At 63.5% G+C, this 20277-nt stretch carries 20 protein-coding genes; 8 read left to right on the plus strand and 12 right to left on the minus strand.

Annotated features, from left to right (window positions below; translation table 11 throughout):
- Positions 1–98: 98 nt before the first annotated feature.
- The 4 genes from mreD to PDMSB3_RS00585 all read right to left on the minus strand — a co-directional run bounded on the left by mreD (position 99) and on the right by PDMSB3_RS00585 (position 3296).
- Positions 99–611: a rod shape-determining protein MreD gene (mreD, locus tag PDMSB3_RS00570; RefSeq protein WP_007179700.1), complete on the minus strand. Its 513-nt coding sequence runs from the start codon at positions 609–611 to the stop codon at positions 99–101.
- On the minus strand, positions 608–1717 hold the full coding sequence (gene mreC / locus PDMSB3_RS00575) for a rod shape-determining protein MreC (protein WP_165184249.1): 1110 nt from the start codon (positions 1715–1717) through the stop codon (positions 608–610). Before mreC ends, mreD begins: the two co-directional genes overlap by 4 nt.
- A 153-nt stretch (positions 1718–1870) precedes the next feature.
- Complete coding sequence (locus tag PDMSB3_RS00580; RefSeq protein ID WP_004189550.1) at positions 1871–2914, minus strand: rod shape-determining protein; 1044 nt, start codon at positions 2912–2914, stop codon at positions 1871–1873.
- 232 nt (positions 2915–3146) lie between these two features.
- Positions 3147–3296, minus strand: a complete 150-nt coding sequence (locus tag PDMSB3_RS00585) for a hypothetical protein (RefSeq protein WP_157187803.1) — start codon at positions 3294–3296, stop codon at positions 3147–3149.
- On the opposite strand from PDMSB3_RS00585, the gene gatC reads away from it, so the two are divergent.
- The 5 genes from gatC to PDMSB3_RS00610 all read left to right on the plus strand — a co-directional run bounded on the left by gatC (position 3295) and on the right by PDMSB3_RS00610 (position 8556).
- Positions 3295–3594 (plus strand): Asp-tRNA(Asn)/Glu-tRNA(Gln) amidotransferase subunit GatC, encoded by a 300-nt coding sequence (gatC, locus tag PDMSB3_RS00590; protein ID WP_007179698.1) that lies wholly within the window; start codon positions 3295–3297, stop codon positions 3592–3594. The two genes, PDMSB3_RS00585 and gatC, sit on opposite strands and share 2 nt — an antisense overlap.
- Before the next feature lie 194 nt (positions 3595–3788).
- A complete protein-coding gene (gatA, locus tag PDMSB3_RS00595) occupies positions 3789–5276 on the plus strand; it encodes an Asp-tRNA(Asn)/Glu-tRNA(Gln) amidotransferase subunit GatA (RefSeq protein WP_165184251.1) in 1488 nt (495 codons plus the stop codon).
- Between the two features lie 5 nt (positions 5277–5281).
- Complete coding sequence (gene gatB, locus PDMSB3_RS00600; protein WP_007179696.1) at positions 5282–6757, plus strand: Asp-tRNA(Asn)/Glu-tRNA(Gln) amidotransferase subunit GatB; 1476 nt, start codon at positions 5282–5284, stop codon at positions 6755–6757.
- A gap of 133 nt (positions 6758–6890) precedes the next feature.
- Positions 6891–7730: a PPK2 family polyphosphate kinase gene (locus PDMSB3_RS00605; protein WP_007179695.1), complete on the plus strand. Its 840-nt coding sequence runs from the start codon at positions 6891–6893 to the stop codon at positions 7728–7730.
- A gap of 46 nt (positions 7731–7776) precedes the next feature.
- Positions 7777–8556 carry an exodeoxyribonuclease III gene (locus PDMSB3_RS00610; protein ID WP_007179694.1) on the plus strand — a complete coding sequence of 260 codons (780 nt, stop codon included), beginning with the start codon at positions 7777–7779 and terminating at the stop codon, positions 8554–8556.
- A 98-nt stretch (positions 8557–8654) separates the two neighbouring features.
- Here the strand turns inward: PDMSB3_RS00610 and PDMSB3_RS00615 are convergent, their stop codons facing one another.
- From PDMSB3_RS00615 to argB, 7 genes are all read right to left on the minus strand, one after another.
- On the minus strand, positions 8655–9914 hold the full coding sequence (locus PDMSB3_RS00615) for a M48 family metallopeptidase (protein ID WP_165184254.1): 1260 nt from the start codon (positions 9912–9914) through the stop codon (positions 8655–8657).
- Positions 9911–11305: an AmpG family muropeptide MFS transporter gene (locus tag PDMSB3_RS00620; protein WP_007179692.1), complete on the minus strand. Its 1395-nt coding sequence runs from the start codon at positions 11303–11305 to the stop codon at positions 9911–9913. The genes PDMSB3_RS00615 and PDMSB3_RS00620 overlap by 4 nt, the downstream gene beginning before the upstream one ends.
- 14 nt (positions 11306–11319) lie before the next feature.
- Complete coding sequence (gene metW, locus PDMSB3_RS00625; protein ID WP_007179691.1) at positions 11320–11928, minus strand: methionine biosynthesis protein MetW; 609 nt, start codon at positions 11926–11928, stop codon at positions 11320–11322.
- Positions 11925–13070 (minus strand): homoserine O-succinyltransferase MetX, encoded by a 1146-nt coding sequence (gene metX / locus PDMSB3_RS00630; RefSeq protein ID WP_007179690.1) that lies wholly within the window; start codon positions 13068–13070, stop codon positions 11925–11927. The genes metW and metX overlap by 4 nt, the downstream gene beginning before the upstream one ends.
- A gap of 311 nt (positions 13071–13381) precedes the next feature.
- Entirely contained in the window at positions 13382–14083 is a 702-nt protein-coding gene (gene slmA, locus PDMSB3_RS00635) for a nucleoid occlusion factor SlmA (protein ID WP_007179689.1), read from the minus strand.
- Positions 14050–14853: a pyrimidine 5'-nucleotidase gene (locus tag PDMSB3_RS00640; RefSeq protein WP_007179688.1), complete on the minus strand. Its 804-nt coding sequence runs from the start codon at positions 14851–14853 to the stop codon at positions 14050–14052. The genes slmA and PDMSB3_RS00640 overlap by 34 nt, the downstream gene beginning before the upstream one ends.
- Positions 14854–15080: 227 nt before the next feature.
- On the minus strand, positions 15081–15980 hold the full coding sequence (gene argB, locus PDMSB3_RS00645; RefSeq protein ID WP_007179687.1) for an acetylglutamate kinase: 900 nt from the start codon (positions 15978–15980) through the stop codon (positions 15081–15083).
- A 265-nt stretch (positions 15981–16245) separates the two neighbouring features.
- Here argB and PDMSB3_RS00650 point away from each other — a divergent pair, with 265 nt between their 5' ends.
- On the plus strand, positions 16246–16461 hold the full coding sequence (locus tag PDMSB3_RS00650) for a cysteine-rich CWC family protein (protein WP_084747773.1): 216 nt from the start codon (positions 16246–16248) through the stop codon (positions 16459–16461).
- A 64-nt stretch (positions 16462–16525) separates the two neighbouring features.
- Here PDMSB3_RS00650 and PDMSB3_RS00655 read toward each other — a convergent pair whose 3' ends face one another.
- A complete protein-coding gene (locus PDMSB3_RS00655) occupies positions 16526–18163 on the minus strand; it encodes a tetratricopeptide repeat protein (protein WP_007179686.1) in 1638 nt (545 codons plus the stop codon).
- Between the two features lie 129 nt (positions 18164–18292).
- On the opposite strand from PDMSB3_RS00655, the gene PDMSB3_RS00660 reads away from it, so the two are divergent.
- Complete coding sequence (locus tag PDMSB3_RS00660; RefSeq protein WP_007179685.1) at positions 18293–19603, plus strand: ATP-binding protein; 1311 nt, start codon at positions 18293–18295, stop codon at positions 19601–19603.
- The gene (locus tag PDMSB3_RS00665; protein WP_007179684.1) at positions 19600–20142 is read left to right on the plus strand and encodes a response regulator transcription factor; all 543 of its coding nucleotides are present in this window, start codon (positions 19600–19602) and stop codon (positions 20140–20142) included. Before PDMSB3_RS00660 ends, PDMSB3_RS00665 begins: the two co-directional genes overlap by 4 nt.
- The last annotated feature ends 135 nt before the right edge of the window (positions 20143–20277 follow it).

Below are 20277 nucleotides of genomic sequence, written 5' to 3' on the forward strand. Positions count from 1 at the left end.
CCTTTTCCGGCCAGAACCGGAAGGCATGAACTGCGATGCGCGTCGAGCGGGCCGGCGACGTGAGTTTCATCAGAACGGCCGGCGGGCCCGATGCGTGATCAAATTGGCCGGGTATCGTCCGGATCGGCCGGGCGGCGCTGCGGCATCAGCAGCAGCATGCTGGCAACCGGCCACAGCGCGGCTTCGACGAAACCGTCGATCAGATAACCCCAGCCTGGAAACGCCGCGCCCGTCAGCAGACGGATCACGAACGGCACCAGTTGCGCGACGACCAGCAGCGGCATGACCGCGAAGGTCTGCACGCCGAGCGACATCCACAGCACGCGGCGGTGGATCGTAATCGCGCCGTACGACAACAACGTATACGCCAGTGCGTGTTCGCCGAGCAGGCTGGCGTTGTGCACGTCCATCAGCAAACCCAGTGAAAAAGCGATGCCCATGCCGACTTTGCGCGGTTGGTGCACGTTCCAGAACAGCAGCACGAGCGCTACGAAGTCCGGCACGCCGACAAGGCGCCCCCACGGCATCAGGTTCAGCAGGAACGCCGCGGCGAGGCTGAACGAGATGAAGTACGGATTGACCGGCTGCAGAATGTATTGCGGACGGTTCATGGCTGCGCCCCCGGCGTGGCTTGCGGCTTCGCGTTCTTCTCAGTAGCCGGTTTCTTTTCGGCGGCGGACTTCTTCTCCGCAACTGCCGGTTTGGCAGGGGCTTTTTCAGCGGGCCTGGCCGCCGCGGACTTCTCGGCTGCGGGTTTTTCGCCCGCTTTTGCCGGAGCTTTGTCCGCTGCGGCTTTGCCGTCCGCCGGCTTGCCGCCCTTCTTCGCTTTCGCGTCCTTTGCGGCTGTGGCTGCGTCGGGCTCTTCGGCGGGACGCGGAGGCACATTGTTCACGTAATGCAGCACGAGCAACTGACGCGCGCCGCGCACCGGCGCGACGGGCAGGCAGATCACGCGCGCGAACGCGGTATCGGCCTGTTTGTCGACCCGTACCACCTTAGCGACCGGCAGGCCCGGCGGATACACGCCGTCGAGTCCGCTCGTGACGAGTTCGTCGCCGGTTTGAATGTCGGCGCTGATCGGCACGAAGCGCAGATCGAGTGTGTCGCCCTTCGGTGTGCCGTAAATCACGCTGCGCAAGCCGGTGCGCACGATCTGCACGGGCACTGCCTGATCCTTGTCCGTGAGCAGCGTAACTTCGGCTTGCAGCGGGAAGACGCGTGTCACCTGGCCGATCACGCCGTCTTCGTTGACGACCGGCGAACCGTTCTGGATGCCTTGCTGCGCACCGCGGCCGATCACCACTTTCTGCGTGAAAGGATCGCGCGTGTCGTACTGGATCTCGGCGGGCAGCGATTGCGTGGTGGACCGCTGGGACAGTTGCAGCAGCGCCCGCAAATGCGCGTTTTCGGCGGCCAGTTCGGCGGCCGTATTGGCTTGCTGCGAGAGTTGCAGATCTTTGCTGCGCAGTCTGTCGTTTTCGCTGCGCAGCGTGGCGCTGGTCACGGCCAGGTCGGCGGCGCCCACGAACATGTCGCGAGGCACGAGTGCCGCGCGTTGCAACGGATAAAGACCCGCGCCGAGCACGCCACGCACGATTTCGAGCGTTTTGAAGCGAGCGTCGGAGATCAGCAGGGCAAGCGCCAGCACGACGAAAAACACGAGTCGTGCGAGAGCGGACGGTCCTTGCTTGAACAGGGGCGGCGGACTGTATTCCATGGTCGGCGCCGGGGGCGTGAGCGGTTGGGTGAGACGGCGGCGCGCGAGGAACGCGCGTTCAGCGCGCGGAGGCTGGCAGGCCCAGCCAACGGCAAACCGGCCCGCAAGGGGCCGTTTGCCAGATCCGCGCTACTGACATGGAGACGGGCTCGCTTACTCGTACGAGAAGATGCTGCCCAGCTTGTCCATGCGTTCGAGCGCCATGCCCGAGCCGCGTACAACGCAGGTCAGCGGGTCTTCGGCGACGAGCACCGGCAGGCCGGTTTCTTCGGCGAGCAGGCGGTCCAGATCGCGCAGCAGCGCGCCACCGCCCGTGAGCATCATGCCGCGCTCGGCGATATCCGCGCCGAGTTCCGGCGGCGTCTGTTCGAGCGCGATCTTCACCGACGACACGATCTGGTTTAGCGGATCGGTGAGGGCTTCGAGAATTTCGTTGCTGGAGATGGTGAAGCTGCGCGGAATGCCTTCCGACAGATTACGGCCCTTCACTTCCATTTCCTTGACTTCGGAACCCGGGAAAGCGGAGCCGATTTCCTTCTTGATGGCTTCGGCCGTTTGCTCGCCGATCAGCATTCCGTAGTTGCGGCGGATGTAGTTGACGATGGCTTCGTCGAACTTGTCGCCGCCCACGCGCACGGAGCCCTTGTACACAATGCCGCCGAGCGAGATCACGCCGACTTCGGTCGTGCCGCCGCCAATGTCGACGACCATCGAGCCGGTTGCTTCCGACACCGGCAGACCGGCGCCGATGGCGGCCGCCATTGGTTCTTCAATGAGGTAGACCTGCGAAGCACCCGCGCCGTGCGCGGCTTCCTTGATCGCGCGGCGTTCGACCTGGGTCGAACCGCACGGCACGCAAATGATGATGCGCGGCGACGGCGAGAACATGCGCGATTCGTGAGCAGTTTTGATGAACTGCTTGATCATTTGCTCGGTGACGGTGAAGTCGGCGATCACGCCGTCTTTCATGGGGCGGATCGCCTCGATGTTGCCCGGCACCTTGCCGAGCATCTGCTTGGCTTCCTTGCCGACTGCCTGGATGGTTTTCTTGCCGTTGGGACCGCCTTCCTGGCGGATCGAGACCACCGACGGTTCATCAAGAACGATGCCCTTGCCACGCATGTAGATGAGCGTGTTGGCCGTGCCGAGGTCAATGGCCAGATCGTTGGAGAAGTAGCTGCGCAAAAAACCGAACATTCAAAATCCTGTCTCGCTTGGGGCCGGGCCTCGCAACGTATGCGCAGGGCGGCAGCGGAAAAAATAACAGCTTCAACCGGGCGGAAGCGGCGCCACAGGAACTTGAAGCTGCGAGGGAGTCTACCGGAGGCCGGTGCAAAGCCAGGCCAGAAAAATCCGAACGATCTTTGGGAATAGTTCAGAAAGGCCTTGGTAAGTCGGTCCGGGTTTGGGTCGAACGCGTAATGATACCTTATAATTTTGCATGATTTGAAGGAAACGGACGGCACTTTTTGCCGCCGCTGGCCCCTTTTTCGAGGGCCTCCTCCAGCGTCGTAACCCGCTGTCGCAGCGTTGTTTTTTGCATGCTGCGGCGGTCCACCACATTTTCCGGTGACTGCATGGCTCTGACCCTGACCGATGTAAAACGCATCGCGCATCTTGCGCGGCTCGAACTGGCCGATGCCGAAGCTGAGCACACGCTTGTCCAGCTCAACGATTTTTTCGGCCTCGTCGAGCAGATGCAGGCGGTCGATACCACCGGCATCGCCCCGCTTGCCCACCCGATCGAGCAGATCGAAGACGTCGCGCTGCGTCTGCGCGACGACACGGTGACCGAAACGGTCGAACGCGAAGCTTTCCAGCGCCCGGCGCCGGCCGTGCAGGACGGTCTGTACCTGGTGCCGAAGGTGATCGAGTAAAACCCCGCGCATCGGGCCCGGCGCGGAGTGCGGGGCAGCTTTCCTTCGACGTGCCGCCGTGCGGCATATCGACTCGTGGCCCCGGCGCTCGCGTGACCGTCGTCTCCGGCTTTCTCGGCTCGGCTTGCCGGCGGGCAGCCGAATGCCTCCACGGCAGCGTGACTGCGCTGCCGCGCTCTTCAGGATAAAACGCAATGCATGAAAAAAGTTTGACCGAACTGCGCGCCGCATTGACGGCCAAGGAATGCTCCGCAGTCGAACTGGCGCAGCTCTATCTGAAGCGGATCGAAGCGGCCAACAGCCTGAACGCATTCATCCAGGTCGACCCCGATCTGACGCTCGCGCAGGCAAGAGCCGCGGACGCGCTGCTCCATACCGGCCACGCCGGCCCCCTGGTCGGCCTGCCGATCGCGCACAAAGACGTGTTCGTCACCAAGGGCTGGCGCTCCACGGCCGGCTCGAAAATGCTGTCGAACTACGAGAGCCCGTTCGACGCGACCGTGGTCGCGCGTCTGCAGAACGCCGGCATGGTGTGCGTGGGCAAGACCAATATGGACGAGTTCGCGATGGGCTCGTCCAACGAGAATTCGTACTTTGGTCCCGTGCAGAATCCGTGGGACGTCAAGGCCGTGCCGGGCGGCTCGTCGGGCGGTTCGGCGGCGGCCGTGGCCGCGCGCCTCGCGCCCGCTGCAACCGGCACGGATACCGGCGGCTCGATCCGTCAGCCGGCGTCGTTTTCCGGCATCACCGGCATCAAGCCGACGTACGGCCGCGTGTCGCGTTACGGCATGATCGCGTTCGCCTCGTCGCTGGATCAGGGCGGCCCGATGGCGCGAAGCGCCGCGGATTGCGCCATGCTGCTCGAAGCAATGGCCGGTTTCGACGAGCGCGATTCGACCAGCCTCGTGCGTGACGACGAGGACTACACGCGCTACCTCGGCCAGCCGTGGAAAGAAGACGGCGCCGGCAAACCGCTCGCCGGCCTGCGCATTGGCCTGCCGAAAGAGTATTTCGGCGCCGGTCTCGCCGACGACGTGCGCGCCTCCATCGACGCCGCGCTCAAGCAATACGAGGTGCTCGGCGCCACGCTGGTCGACGTTTCGCTGCCGAAAACCGAGTTGTCGATCCCGGTCTACTACGTGATCGCGCCGGCGGAGGCTTCGTCGAACCTGTCGCGTTTCGACGGCGTGCGCTTCGGCCATCGCGCGGCGGAGTATCGCGATCTGCTCGACATGTACAAGAAGTCGCGCGCCGAAGGTTTCGGCCCGGAAGTGAAGCGCCGCATTCTGGTGGGCGCCTACGTGCTGTCGCACGGCTATTACGACGCGTACTACCTGCAGGCGCAGAAGATCCGCCGCATCATCGCGCAGGACTTTCAGGAAGCGTTCAAACAGTGCGACGTGATCATGGGTCCGGTCGCGCCAACGGTAGCGTGGGATCTGGGCGCAAAGGGCGACGATCCGGTGCAGATGTATCTGGCCGACATCTACACGCTGTCGGTGAGCCTCGCCGGTTTGCCGGGCATGAGCGTGCCGTGCGGCTTCGGCGCGGGCGCGAATGCGCAGCGTCCGGTAGGTTTGCAGATCATCGGCAACTATTTCAATGAAGCCCGGATGCTGCAGGTGGCCGACGCGTTCCAGCGCGCGACCGACTGGCACCGCAAAGCACCGGCAGGAGTGTGAGCACCATGACCAAGCAATGGGAAGTCGTGATCGGTCTGGAGACCCACGCGCAACTGTCGACCCACTCGAAGATTTTTTCGGGCGCCTCGACGCAATTCGGTGCCGCGCCGAACACGCAAGCGTGTCCTGTCGATCTGGCCTTGCCGGGCACGTTGCCGGTAATGAACCGCGGTGCCGTGGAGCGCGCGATCCAGTTCGGCCTCGCGATTGGCGCGACGGTGGCGTCGCGCAGTATTTTCGCGCGCAAGAATTATTTCTACCCCGATCTGCCGAAGGGCTACCAGATCAGCCAGTACGAAATTCCCGTCGTGCAGGGCGGTCAGGTGACGATTCAGGTGCCGGCCAATGAAAAGGCGGGCAGTCCGGCGTACGAGAAGGTCGTCAACCTCACGCGCGCCCACCTCGAAGAAGACGCGGGCAAGTCGCTGCACGAAGACTTCGCGGGCATGACCGGCATCGACCTGAATCGCGCCGGCACGCCGCTGCTCGAAATCGTCACCGAGCCGGAAATGCGCAGTGCGGCGGAAGCGGTTGCGTACGCGAAGACGCTGCATACGCTCGTCACGTGGCTCGGCATCTGCGACGGCAACATGCAGGAAGGTTCGTTCCGTTGCGACGCCAACGTATCGGTGCGTCCAGTCGGTCAGGCGGAATTCGGCACGCGCGCCGAGATCAAGAACCTGAACTCGTTCCGCTTCCTCGAAGAAGCGATCCAGTACGAAGTGCGCCGTCAGGTCGAACTGATCGAAGACGGCGGCACGGTGGTGCAGGAAACGCGTCTGTACGATCCGGACAAGCGCGAAACGCGTTCCATGCGCAGCAAGGAAGACGCGCACGACTACCGCTATTTCCCCGATCCCGATCTGATGCCGCTCGTGATCGACGCGGCGTGGGTCGAGCGCGTCAAAAGCGAAATGCCGGAACTGCCGGAAGCGATTCAACAGCGCTTCGTCACGCAATACGGTTTGACGCCGTACGACGCCAACGTGCTGACATCGAGCAAGGCAATGGCGGCGTACTACGAAGCGGTGGTGAGCAAGCTCGGCCCGGCCAACGCCAAGGCCGCGGCGAACTGGCTGATGGGCGAAGTGTCGTCGCAACTGAATCGTGAAGGTCTCGATATCGCTGCAAGCCCGGTATCGTCCGCGCAACTCGCGCTGTTGCTGCAGCGTATCGCGGACGGCACGATCTCCAACAAGATCGCCAAGGAAATTTTCCTCTCGATCTGGGAAGAGAAAGCCACGGACGAAGCCGCCGCCGATCGCATCATCGAAGCGAAGGGTTTGAAGCAGATTTCGGATACCGGCGCGCTGGAAGCGATCATCGACGAAGTGCTCGCCGCGAATCAGAAGTCGGTCGAGGAATTCCGCGCCGGCAAGGAAAAGGCGTTCAACGCGCTGATCGGTCAGGCCATGAAGGCGACCAAGGGCAAGGCCAATCCCGCGCAGGTCAACGACCTGCTCAAGAAGAAGCTGTCCTGAGTTGAAGCAGAGTTGGAAAGCACGGCCGAAGCGTTCGCGCTTTGGCCACCGCGGGCTGTTGCCGGAAACGAAAGTGGGGCAGCGGCCCGTTTCGTTTGCGGGCCCGTTTAAACGCAGATCACGGAGTGTGTGGATGGCCAGGCAACCCGAACTCGACGACTTCCGCGTGCCGTATTTCGGCGACGGCAAGAAGAAAAACAAATTCTCGCTCGACGGTTTCGATCCGGCTGCAAAACCATTTTCGGCCGGTTCGAAAGACGCCGACAAAGCCCGGTTATCGGAAATCGGCGCGAAGCTCGACATTCAGCAGGAGCGTCTGCATGCGCAGCAGCAGCGCCGTGTCCTGCTGGTGCTGCAGGGCATGGACACGAGCGGCAAGGATGGCACGATCCGCGCGGTGTTTCACGACGTCGATCCGCTCGGTTTGCGCATCGTGCCGTTCAAGGCGCCGACGCCCGTCGAAATTGCGCACGACTTTCTCTGGCGCGTGCATTCGCAAGCGCCCGCCGCGGGCGAACTGACGATCTTCAACCGCAGTCACTACGAAGATCTGCTGGTGCCCACCGTGCTCGGCAACCTGGACGCACAAGCCTTCGAGCAGCGCTGCCATCATATCCGCCAGTTCGAAGAGTTGCTGGCCTATAGCGGTACGACCATCATCAAGTGCATGCTGCACATTTCGAAAGACGAGCAGCGGGTGCGTTTGCAGGCGCGCATCGACGATTCGACCAAGCATTGGAAATTCGACGTCGCCGATCTCGACGCGCGCAAACAGTGGGACAAGTATCAGGTGGCGTATGGCGAGACGCTGGCCGCGACATCGACCGAATACGCGCCGTGGTACGTGATTCCAGCCAACTCGAAGACGCATCGCAATGTGATGGTGGCGGAGTTGCTGTTGCGCACGTTCGAGGCGCTGAAGCTCGAATATCCGCCTGCCAAAGAATCGCTGAAGGGCATCAAGATCGTGTGACCTTGCCCCTTTGCTCCAGAAACGAATCGACCAAACAAGGAACGACATGTTGCGTGTGATTACCGCCAACCTGAACGGCATCCGCTCAGCGGCGAAGAAGGGCTTTTTCGACTGGTTCGGAGAACAGAAGGCCGACGTGCTGTGCGTGCAGGAAATCAAATGCTCGCAAGACGACATGACGCCGGAATTCATGGCGCCGCACAATTTCACCGGCTATTTTCAGCACGCCGTGAAGAAAGGCTATAGCGGCGCGGGCGTGTACACACGTCACGAACCGGACGAAGTGGTGATCGGCTTCGGCAGCGAGGAATTCGACCCGGAAGGGCGCTACGTCGAACTGCGTTTCGGCAAGCTGTCGGTGATTTCGGTGTACGTGCCGTCGGGTTCGAGCGGCGACGAGCGCCAGCAGGCCAAATACCGTTTCATGGACGAGTTCATGCCGCATCTCGCGGAACTGGCTCAGGAGCGCGAAGTGATCGTGTGCGGCGACGTCAACATCGTCCACAAGGAAATCGACATCAAGAACTGGAAGAGCAACCAGAAGAATTCGGGCTGCCTGCCGGAAGAGCGCGCATGGCTCACCAAACTGTTCGATGAAGTGGGTTACGTCGACGTGTTCCGCACGCTCGACCAGCGGCCGGAACAGTACACGTGGTGGAGCAATCGCGGCCAGGCGTATGCGAAGAACGTCGGGTGGCGGATCGACTATCAGATCGCGACGCCGGATATCGCTAGCAAGGCGAAACGTACCGACGTGTTCCGCGATATCAAGTTCAGCGACCATGCGCCGCTGACGGTCGATTACGACCACAAGCTCAAGAAGTAAGCGGAGTCCGCGTCCCGGCAGCAGACGCAGTTGAAGTCAGCCCCGAGGGGGACGCCATATGTCAGGCAACGGCCGGGAGCGCGCGCGGCCCGCGCGACTCAGTTGTGAGACGGTTTGCTGCGCGGACGGCCCATGCCGCCGTAGTCCGGCAGCGCATCCACCGTTTTGCCGATTGCTTTCGCGTACAGCGGCAACATGTCGGGCAAGCGCTTGATGATGTCCTGGCGGCGCGCCGACGTGTAGGGATGCACGTAGATGAAGCCCTGATCGCGGTTGCCGCGCGTGGCCTGCGCGAGCTTGTCCCAGAGTGTGACCGCCGCGCGCGGATCGAAGCCGGCGCGCGACGCGATATCGCTGCCGATCACGTCGGCTTCGGTCTCGTCGGTATTCTCGTACTTCATTTCCAGCAGGCGCGAGCCGATGCCGAGCGGCGCCGCGCCGAGATCGGCGAGCCCGAATAGCTGCGGGATCGTGCCGGACGAGTCGAGCTGGCTCGCCTGCAACTGGCCGAGCCGCTCGCGTGCATGTTCGCGCAGCGCGTGCGCAATCTCGTGCCCAATCAGCATACCGAGTTCGTTGTCGTTCAGACGCGCGCGGTCGAGCAGGCCGCCATACACGACGATCTTGCCGCCCGGCAGACAGTACATGCGGATATCGGGCGAGCGCACCACCGCCACATCCCACTTCCAGTTTTTGGCCCGCTCGTTCCATTTCAACGAGTACGGGATCAGCTTGTCGACGATCGAGCGCACGCGCGTGACATGCGCATCGGTGTCGCCGTACAGGCGATTGGCGTGCTCGGCGCCGTACGCGATCTGGTTGAACTCTTCGGCGGCTTGCGCCTCGAGCATCGGCGATGGGATCAGGTTGCGGAACACCAGATAGCCGCCATAGCGCAACTGCGTGTTCGTCGGGCTGTACGGTGCGGATGCGACGGGCATCGACGGGGCGGCGGGCGCTTTGGCGGCCGCGGACGGCGCCGACGTCGCAGCGGGCGTCCTTGCCGTGACTGGAGTCGGCGGCGTCGTCGATGGGGCCGACGACGGCGGCGTGGCCGCTGCGGGAGCACTACCGGCGCTGCTCGCACCTTGCGCCGCCGATGTCGCGCTTTCCGGGCTTGCCGCGCCGGCTGCGGGTCTGGCCGTTGGTGCCGCCGATGTGGCCGGCGCCGGCGTCGCTGCGGGGGCGCTGGTCGCGGCCGCCGGCATGGCTGTCGCGTGTGCGTTCAACGGCGCGGCCAACGTCAGGCTCACACCACCGAGCGCCCACACCGCCCGCAGCGCCACGCGCCTGACCTTGCGCGCGGGACGCCGGGACGGAGCCGAGCGCAACACGCCCTTCGGGAGACGCGCCTTCACGACTGCGTCCTCCACGGCGCGATGCGCAGCAGAAGCACCATGCCGGGCACCGCCAGCGCGGTGCAGACGATGAAGTAGTCGAACCAGCCGATCTGCGCGACCACGTAGCCGCTCGCCGCTGAAGCCAGCGTGCGCGGCACCGAAGCGAGGCTCGTGAAGAGCGCGAACTGGGTGGCCGTGTAGCGCGGATCGGTGGTGCTGGCGATATAGGCGGTGAAAGCCGCCATCGTCAAACCGGTGGCGAAGGTTTCGAAGCCGTACACGAGCGCCAGCGCAACCGAACGCGGCTCGAGCTGCACGGCCCAGTCGATGCCCACCAGCGCCAGCAGCTTCGTCGTGCCTTGGCTCAGCCAGACGGCGATGTCGTAGATCGCCGCGAGACCGGGCGAAGCCGGTCCGAGATGAGCAAGCCACGCGAAGCCGAGCGTCGACACCATTTGCAGGATGCCGAAGATCCACAAGCCCCGGCCAATGCCGATTTTCATCAGCCAGATTCCGCCGACGATCCCGCCCGCCAGACTCGCGCCGAATGCGGTGGTCTTCGCGATCACGCCGATCTGCGTGCGCGAAAAGCCGATGTCGAGAAAGAACGACGTGGACAGCGTGGTCGCCATCGTGTCGCCGAGCTTGTACAGAAAGATGAAACCGAGCACGAACAGTGCGCCACGCCAGCCGTCGCGCTGAATGAATTCCTTGAACGGCTGCACGATCGCTTCGCGCAGGTTCCTGGGCGGCGTACCGTGTACCGCGGGCTCGCGCACCACCAGCGTCATGACCATGCCGGGCAGCATGAACGCGGCCGTCACGATGAAAACGGTGCTCCACGGCAAATGGTCGGACAGGATCAATGCGAGCGAACCGGGCACCAGCGCCGCGATCTTGTAAGCGTTCACGTGCACCGCGTTGCCGAGCCCCTGCTGCGTGTCGCTCAGCAATTCACGCCGGTAGGCGTCGATCACGATGTCCTGACTTGCTCCAAAAAACGCGACCAGCGCCGTCAGAGCCGCCACGGTCCAGATCGACTCTTTGGGCGACACGAACCCTAACGTGCCGATGGCGCCGGCCACCAGAATCTGCGTGACCAGCATCCAGCCGCGCCGTCTGCCCGGACGCCAGCCGGGGAAACGCGGCACGTAGCGGTCCATCAGCGGCGCCCAGATGAATTTCCAGGTGTACGGGAACTGGATCAGCGCGAACAGGCCGATTTCCTTCAGATTGACGCCTTCGGAGCGTAGCCACGCCTGCACCAGATAGACGAGCGTGAACAGCGGCAATCCCGACGTAAAGCCGAGAAAGACGCAGATCAGCATGCGCGTATTCAGGAACGCGCGCCAGCCGGGATGTTCTTCGTGAGCGGTAAGTGCAGGCGCCTCGTGCGGCGGGTTCGACATGTGGATAACTTGCGTTAGCTTTTCTTGACGCGATAGACCGCAAGACTACCACGCCAGTTCACCCCCCACCGCACCACCTGACCCTCGTGGAGCACCACGCGGTCGAGAATTTCGATGCCGACTTCCGGCGCGAGCGCCTCGAAATCCTTGATGGTCAGCACCCGAACGTTCGGCGTGTTGTGCCACTGATAAGGCAGCGACTTCGACACCGGCATGCGGCCCCGGAGCACCGAGAGTCGATGTGCCCAGTAGCCGAAGTTCGGGAACGACACAATGCATTCCTTGCCGACCCGCACGGTCTCGCGCAGGATCGCGGCCGTCTGGTGAATGGTTTGCAGCGTCTGCGACAGAATCGCGAAATCGAAGCTGCCGTCTTCGAACAGGCGCAGGCCGTCTTCCAGATTCTGCTGGATCACGTTGACGCCGTTCTGCGTCGACGCCAGCACGCCCGCGTCGTTGATCTCGATGCCGTAGCCCAGCACGTCCAGTTCTTCGGTCAGGAGCGAGAGCAGCGAGCCGTCGCCGCAACCCAGATCCAGCACGGTGGCGCGCGGTTCGACCCAGCGGGCGATCGCGCGGAAGTCCGGGCGCAGCGCCAGATAGTCCAGTGCTCGCTGGTTCATGCGTTCACCTCGTTCGCAATACGTTCGTAGTAGGCGCGCATCAGGTTGTGATAGCGCGCGTCGTCGAGCAGGAAGGCGTCGTGGCCGTGCGGTGCGTCGATTTCCGCGTAAGTGACCGTGCGCTTGTGATCGAGCAGCGCCTTCACGAGTTCGCGCGAGCGGGCGGGCGCGAAACGCCAGTCGGTCGTGAAGCTGGCGATCAGATATTTCGCCGTGGTGTGCGCGACCGCCGCCGTCAGATCGCCGTCGAACGCCTTGGCCGGATCGAAGTAGTCGAGTGCCCGGGTGATCAGCAGGTACGTGTTCGCATCGAAATAGTCGGCGAACTTGTCGCCCTGGTAGCGCAGGTACGACTCCACCTCGAATTCGACGTCGAAGTTGAAGTTGTACGCGTCCAGCGCGCCTTCCGCGCGCCGCAGCGAGCGGCCGAATTTCTCGGCCATGTCGTCGTCCGACAGATACGTGATGTGGCCGATCATGCGCGCGACGCGCAGGCCGCGCTTCGGCTTCACGTTGTGTGCATAGTAGTTGCCGCCGTGAAAGTCCGGGTCCGAGAGGATCGCCGAGCGCGCGACCTCGTTGAACGCGATGTTCTGTGCCGACAGCTTGGGTGTGGACGCGACCACGATGCAGTGCGCGACGCGTTCCGGATACATCATGCTCCACGCGAGCGCCTGCATGCCGCCGAGGCTGCCGCCCATCACCGCGGCGAAACGCGTGATGCCGAATTGGTCCGCGACGCGCGCCTGGGCGTTGACCCAGTCTTCCACCGTCACGACGGGAAACGCCGCGCCGTACGGATTGCCGGTAGACCGATCGATACTCATCGGCCCGGTCGAGCCGAAGCACGAGCCCAGATTGTTCACGCCGATCACGAAGAATTTGTCGGTGTCGAGCGGTTTGCCCGGGCCGACCATGTTGTCCCACCAGCCGATGTCGTTGGGGTTGTCGGCATAGATGCCCGCCACGTGGTGCGACGCGTTGAGCGCGTGGCACACCAGCACCGCATTGCTACGCGCGGCATTGAGCGTGCCGTAGGTCTCGACCATCAGGTCGTAACCGGCGAGCGAGCTGCCGTTCTGCAACTGCAGCGGCTCGGTGAAATGCATTTTTTGGGGAGCGACGATACCGATCGATTCCATTCATTCCGCCATTTAACAAAACAGGGCGGCTAGATGGCGTCGGCGAAGCACGGAGGAGAATGACTGTGTGCGCGGCTGACGACCTCTTTAGCCGCATTTATAGTGAACCGCGGGAAACATTCCCGGCAGTTCGCGCGCCCGCAATCGAGTCAGCAAATCGGCGCGTACAAGGTTATTGATGCAGGTGTTCAGGGTGCTGCGGATAGCGGCTCCAGATGCATTGGGGTGCCGCAGTCAGGCGCAAAGTATAGCGGAAATTTTCGTGCGGCAACGTCGCGGGCGCAGTCACGGCGCGGTGCATGCGGCGCGGACTACTGAAGAATCAGCAGCAGTTGCGCGTCGGCGTGTTCGGCGGGCGGTCGCGCGAAGCCGCTGCGCACATAGCGGTGCCAGCGGCCGATGATGTAGCTCAGCAGCAGACTCGCGCGAATAGCCGGATCGTAGCCGGCGGGCAGCGGGACGGTGTCGTGCTGCGCGCTGGCGTCGTCAGTCGGACTCGCGCTGGCGTTCGCCTCCATTTGCGCGAGGCGCAGACATTGTTTTAGCGACGCTTCGACGCGCTCCAGCATCTGATTGACGCGCTCGGTCAGCCGCTCATGCTCGCCGACCAGCGCCTCGCAGGTCAGCACGCGCGTCATGCCGGGGTTCTTCGCGGGAAAGTTGAGCAGCATCAACGCGATCGCGCGGGCCTGCAGCACACCGTTGCTTTCCTTGTCGGCGATCTGGTTGATCAACCCGAAGATGGTTTGCTCGATGAACTCGATGAGCCCTTCGAACATTTGCGCCTTGCTGGCGAAATGCCGGTACAGCGCGGCTTCCGATACGCCTAACCGGGCGGCCAGCGCCGCGGTGGTGATCTTTTCGCTCTTCGGTGCCTCCAGCATCGCGGCGAGCGTCTGGAGGATATGCACGCGGCGCTCGCCCGGCTTCAGGCGTTGCGCGCGCGGGGCGGCGAGCGTGGTGGTCGGTTCGTGTTCGGCTAAGACTTCGTCAGGCTTGTCGATCGGCTGCATGGCTGTCGTCCCGTCTGCTGTCCCTTCAATCGAACCGAGCGGGTGCCCAGTCGTAGCGATTTTAACGAACGAATGCTCCGGTCGACATAGTGCGGCCGGCCGGTGCCCGGCAGGCGCTTCGGCACGCCGTCCGCGTGCGGCTTGCGCGGCAGGTGGCCGGTGATCCACACCGTGCGGATGCCGAGGCGCCGGTAGTTCTTCAGATGCGAGCGCGTGTCTTCGACAAGGATCACGTCCTTGAGCGAAACATGGGCGTCGCGCATGGCTTTGCGCAGCATTGCGTGATCGGGTTTGGCGCGCCAGAGGCGGCGATCGCGCATGTGTTCGATGGCGATCACCTGTTCGAACAGACGCTCGATGCGCAGTTCGGCGAGCACTGCGCGCGCATAGGCTTCGGGCGCATTGGTCAGCACGATCTTGCGGCCCGGCAGCGCAGCCACGAGGCGCGCGACGCCGCGTTCGTGGCGGATCATCGAGCCGAGATCGGGGAACGTGTGCACGACCTTCAGGAAGTCGTTCGCATCGAGCGGATGGTGGCGCGTAAGGCCGAGCAGCGCCGCGCCATAGCGCTGCGTGTAGCCGGTGCGCAGACGGTTCGCTTCGTCGATGTCCACTTGCAAGGCGTCGATGATGTACTGCGTCATCCCGTGATTGATTGCAGGAAAGATCGCGTGCGACGCGTGGTGCAGCGTGTTGTCGAGATCGAACAGCCAGACCGGACGGCCACCTGCGATATGCGGACGACGGCGTCGGGAAGTGGGAGTGCGCATGATGGAGAGCGCCGGTCAGGCGCGAACAGTCGCTTCACGCGGCGAACGCGAGCGGTTCACGGTGCGGGCGGCGAAAAAAGAAGGGAGAGCGGGGCGGTGCGCCGAGGCGGCACGTTGCCGGCCGCCGTAGACACTATGCGCGCCGACGAACGACCGGGCAGCGCAACTGCACGGCGCACATGACACGTCATGCTGATGTGCCGTGTGCGCCGGATTCGAGGCAGGAATCAATGCGAACGGATCATCGTGCCGAACGGCTGTTCGGTGAGAATTTCCAGCAGTACCGAGTGCTCGATGCGGCCGTCGATGATGTGCACCGAACGCACACCGCTCTTGGCCGCGTCCAGCGCCGACGAGATTTTCGGCAGCATGCCGCCGGAGATCGTGCCGTCCGCGAACAGGCCGTCGATTTCGCGCGCCGACAGATCGGTGAGCAGATTGCCTTCTTTATCCATCACACCGGGGATGTTGGTCATCATGACCAGCTTTTCGGCGTTCAGCACCACCGCCAGCTTGCCCGCGACCAGGTCCGCGTTGATGTTGTAAGACAGACCGTCTTCGCCGAAACCGATCGGCGAGATGACGGGGATGAACGCGTCGTCCTGCAGCGCTTTCACGACCGCCGGGTTGATCGCCTCGACTTCGCCCACCTGGCCGATATCGACATACTGGCCCGGATTGTCGCGATCCGGCATCAGCATCTTGCGGGCGTGGATCAGGCCGCCGTCTTTGCCCGTCAAGCCGACCGCGTGACCGCCGAAGTGGTTGATCAGCGTGACGATGTCCTGCTGCACTTCGCCGCCGAGCACCCACTCGACGACTTCCATCGTCTCTTCGTCGGTGACGCGCATGCCCTGGATGAACGTGCCCTGTTTGCCGATCTTCTTCAGCGCCTGGTCGATTTGCGGACCGCCGCCGTGCACGATGACCGGATTGATACCGACCAGCTTCAGCAGGATCACGTCGCGCGCGAAGCCCTGCTTCAGGCGCTCTTCGGTCATGGCGTTGCCGCCGTATTTGATGACCACGGTCTTGCCGTGATACTGGCGAATGTAGGGCAGCGCCTCGGCCAGGATTTCAGCCTTCAGGGTGGGCGCGATCTGCGAAAGGTCGGGAAGCTCGGACATGGCGGCAGGCTCAGGCACGGAACAGTTGAATCAGGGCGAATTGTACAGGACTGGCGCGCTGCAACAGGGTTTTCGATAGCTGCGCAAGCGGTGGGCGCCACGGGCTTTGCGCACCGCGCAATCACAGCTCGCAGGCGCCAGCCCACGATCAAGCGTAGCGCGGTTTCGGCAGCCCTGTGAATTAGCCGAACGGACGACTCACGGTGGTCAGTCAGACGTGGCATCATTTCCTGATTCAGGCTGAAGCGAGACCATCCGGCCCGTCATGAAACCGTCCGTCTCCCGCTCACAAAGCAGCGCGCGCTGCCCGCGCTGCGGCAACGCGTTCGATTGCGCCATGCATGGGCAGCCGTTCGACTGCTGGTGCCGCAAAATGCCGCCGTTGCCGGGGCACAGGCTCGATCCGGCCGGACGCTGCCTGTGCCCCGAGTGTCTCGCCGCGGAGATTGCGCGGGCGACTCAGGCGCCGCCCGGCGTGTGATCGACGCACGTGAGCGACGATCAGACCGCCGCGAGAGCCGCTGTTTGAGCGAAGCGGGAGCGGCTTACGCCGCGCGGTGCTGGAGCGCCAACGCCCGCAGATCGCGCGCGAGGGATTCCAGCGCCGGCTCCCATTCACCGAACCGCGGCTGCCGATACAGCGTGGCGTCTGGATACCATGGGCTGTCGCGACGGTCGAGCAGCCAGACCCAGTGCGGGTTGACGTCGAGCAGCACCCAGGTGCGCTGGCCGAGCGCGCCGCTCAGATGCGCCACCGACGTGCAAACGGTGACGACGAGATCAAGCGCGCCCACGAACGCCGCAGTGTCGTCGAAGGTCGTGAATTCGGCGGTGTAATCGGTCATTGACAGGCCGGCCCCTCGCGCCGCCGCGACGTCGGCGGTTGCGCCCGGTTGCAACGAATAAAACGCCACGTCATGCATACCGCCGAAATGTGCCGCATAGCGTTCCCAACCCACCCGGCGGAATGGATTGCGCTGATGGCCGTGGCTGCCGGTCCATGTCAGCCCGACCTTGAGCCTTGATTCGGCCGCCAGCCTTTCTTGCCACGACCGGATCGCAGCCGGGTCCGCATGCAGATAGGGTGCCGTGGCCGGAATCGTATCCCCTCGGGTATCGAATATCAGCGGCAGGCTGAGCAACGGGATCTCGTAGTCGAACGCCGGTAGCGATTCGACGCCGCCGCCAGCTGAGAACTCGTCCGCGTGACTGCCCAGGCTGCGCGCGAGCAGTGCGCCCATTTGCGGAAACGTGTTCCAGCTCAGACGGCCGCCTTCGCGATGCACTCGCTCGGCTAGCATCGGGATATACCGGCAGAACTGCAAGACGTCGCCCATGCCTTGCTCGCCCCATACGAGCAGCGTCTTGCCGGCCAAAGGTTCACCACGCCAGAGCGGTGCCGGCATGACCGGACGGTTGCCGCCCAACTCCGCGGAGCCGTCCCAGCGCGCCTCGTGCGATGCCCAGCCGTGCGCGTAATCGGCACGAATGAGTTGCAACATGGACAGATTCGAGCGGAAGGAGGCGTCGTGGGGGCCCAATGCGCAAGCGGTCTGGGCGGCTTGCTCCGCATCGCTCCAGCGTTGTGCCTCGCGCAGCGTCAGCGCATAGTTGTTGTGCGCCAGTGGGCTATGCGGTGCGCATTGCACGGCTTTTGCGCCAGCTTCCAGCGCTTGCGGCAAATCCCTATTCATGCGGTACGCGTTCGTCAGATTGGTCCAGCCGTCACCCTCGCCGGGCTCGTCGCGGACCGCGCGTTCCAGCAGATCGATCTGTTCGTTCAGGTCGCCGCCGGCGTGCGCCAGTGCGCCGGCGAGATTGCTGCGCAGGCATGGCAATCGCGGATCTATAGCGAGTGCACGGCGATACGGTGCAATGGCCTCACCATGCCGGTTCGCTACCTGCAGCGCGTAGCCGTGACGAAAGTGCGCAAGAGCGCGGTGCGGATCGAGTTGGGCAATAATGGCGGCGAGTTCGATCGCGTCGCCGAGACGGTGTTGATCGAGCAACGTAGCCGTAAGCGATGCGAGTGATGCGTCGTCCAGTGGATGGATTCGCGCCGCGGCGTCGAGACAGCCGGCCTCGGCTTGCGCCGTGCCGTTGTGCCGGGCCGCTGCGGCTTGTCGCAAAACAGTCAGGAAAGCTGATGAGGCATCGGCCTCGCAGGGGGAAGTAGGTAGCATGGATAGGCTGCGCGACGGAGGAACCGATAACGAGGGATCGGTCCGTGCGACGCGGTCGCAAAAATTCCCATGTTACCGGCGCAAGGTCGCAAGGTAAGTCGGACGAGTCCGAACAGGTAAACTAACGTCATGCATCGTATAACCAACACCGGCCGCGTCAATCTCGGGCATCTGTTCTGGCTGCGCAGTCTCGCGATCATTGGCCAGTTGATGACGATTGCGTTCGTGCAGACCTTCATCGGCGTGCATCTGCCGTTGCCCGCCATGCTGCTCGTGATCGCGCTCGAAGTGATCTTCAACGGACTCACGTGGTGGCGCGTTTCGCAGCAGCGGCCCGAATCCAACATGGAGCTGTTCGGCCAGATCTGGGTCGATCTGGGCGCGTTGTCCGCTCTGCTGTTTCTCTCGGGCGGCACCACCAATCCATTCGTTTCGCTCTACCTGCCCTCTCTCGCCATTGCCGCGGCTGTGCTGCCGTGGCATCTGATGGCGTGGCTCGCGGCGTTCGCAGTTGCTTGCTACGCGGTGCTGGGTTTCGATTCGGTGCCGCTGAATCTCGACAATCCCGCGAACCTGTTCGACTACTATCGCGCGGGCATGTGGGTGAACTTCATGGTCAGCGTCGGCCTCATTGCATGGTTCGTTGCGCGCATGTCGGGAGCGCTGCGGCTACGTGACGCAGCCCTTGGAGACGCGCAGCAGCGCTTGCTTCACGATGAACGCGCGGTCGCGTTGGGCGTGCAGGCTGCCACTGTCGCTCACGAAATCGGCACGCCTCTGTCTACAATTGCAATGTTGTCCGAAGAATTGCGCGACGCCGCACGCTCCGACAAGGGCCTCGCGCCATACACAGCCGATCTCGAACTGCTCGAACAGCAGATGACGCTGTGTACTTCGGCGCTTGCCCGGCTGCGCAGTCGGGCTTCGACGAGCGCCAGCCGACAACCGGTCGGCGAGTGGCTGGAATCGTTCGGCGAGCAGTGGCGCTTGCGTCATCCGCATGTGAAATTCGAGCGGCTCGGCGTGCCTCCCGCGGATGTCAGTCTTGACGATACCGTGGCTGTCAGTCAGATTCTCACGATTCTGCTCGACAACGCCGCGCGAGCAAGTCGCGATCACGTCACGCTGTCCTGCTCGCTTGCGGCGCGTGGAGATCAGATCGTATTCGAAGTCTGCGACGCGGGCCCCGGCATTCCGGCCGCGTTGCGCGGTTCGCTGGGTGCGATGCCGGTCGAGAGTACGCAAGGCGGGCACGGCGTGGGCCTCTATCTCGCATTTTCGGCGGCGGCGCGTCTGAAGGGATCGATCGAGCTGACCGATGTCAGCACGATCAGGCCGCGCGGTACGCGTGCGGTCCTGAAACTGCCGCTCGCCGCGCGCAAATTTTTTGGCTCGGGCCGTCACGGTGCCGAGCCATCCAACACGGAGAAACAAGTATGAGTGAAATGAATTTTCTGGTGATCGACGACGACGAGGTGTTCTCCGGCATCCTCGCCCGTGGTCTCACCCGGCGCGGCTACACGGTGAGCGAAGCGCACAACGCGGATGAGGCCATCAAGCTGGCGAATCAGCAGAAGTTCAGCCAGATCACGGTGGATCTGCATCTCGGCAATGACTCCGGTCTTACGCTCGTCGCGCCCTTGCGCGATCTGCAACCCGACGCGCGCATGCTGGTGCTGACCGGCTATGCGAGCATCGCCACGGCGGTGCAGGCGGTGAAAGACGGCGCCGATAACTATCTGGCCAAGCCCGCCAACGTGGAGACGATCTTGTCGGCGCTGCAAAGTGAGGCGAGCGCGCTGCAGGCAGAAGAGGCGATCGAGCATCCCACGCCGCTCTCGGTGGCGCGTCTGGAGTGGGAGCATATTCAACGCGTGCTCGCCGAACACGGCGGGAATATCTCGGCTACGGCGCGCGCGTTGAACATGCATCGGCGAACGCTGCAACGCAAGCTCGCGAAGCGGCCGGTCAAGCAGTAAGCGCGGCGTCGCGGCTGCGCTTGCCGTAAGCAAATGAAAACGGGCTGCCTTGGCGAAGGCAGCCCGTTTTTTATGCGGCTCACATCAGATCAGCTCGGTCTCAAGCGGTGATGAACACATCACCGCTTGAGATAT

Source organism: Paraburkholderia dioscoreae (assembly GCF_902459535.1).
Lineage (GTDB): Bacteria > Pseudomonadota > Gammaproteobacteria > Burkholderiales > Burkholderiaceae > Paraburkholderia > Paraburkholderia dioscoreae.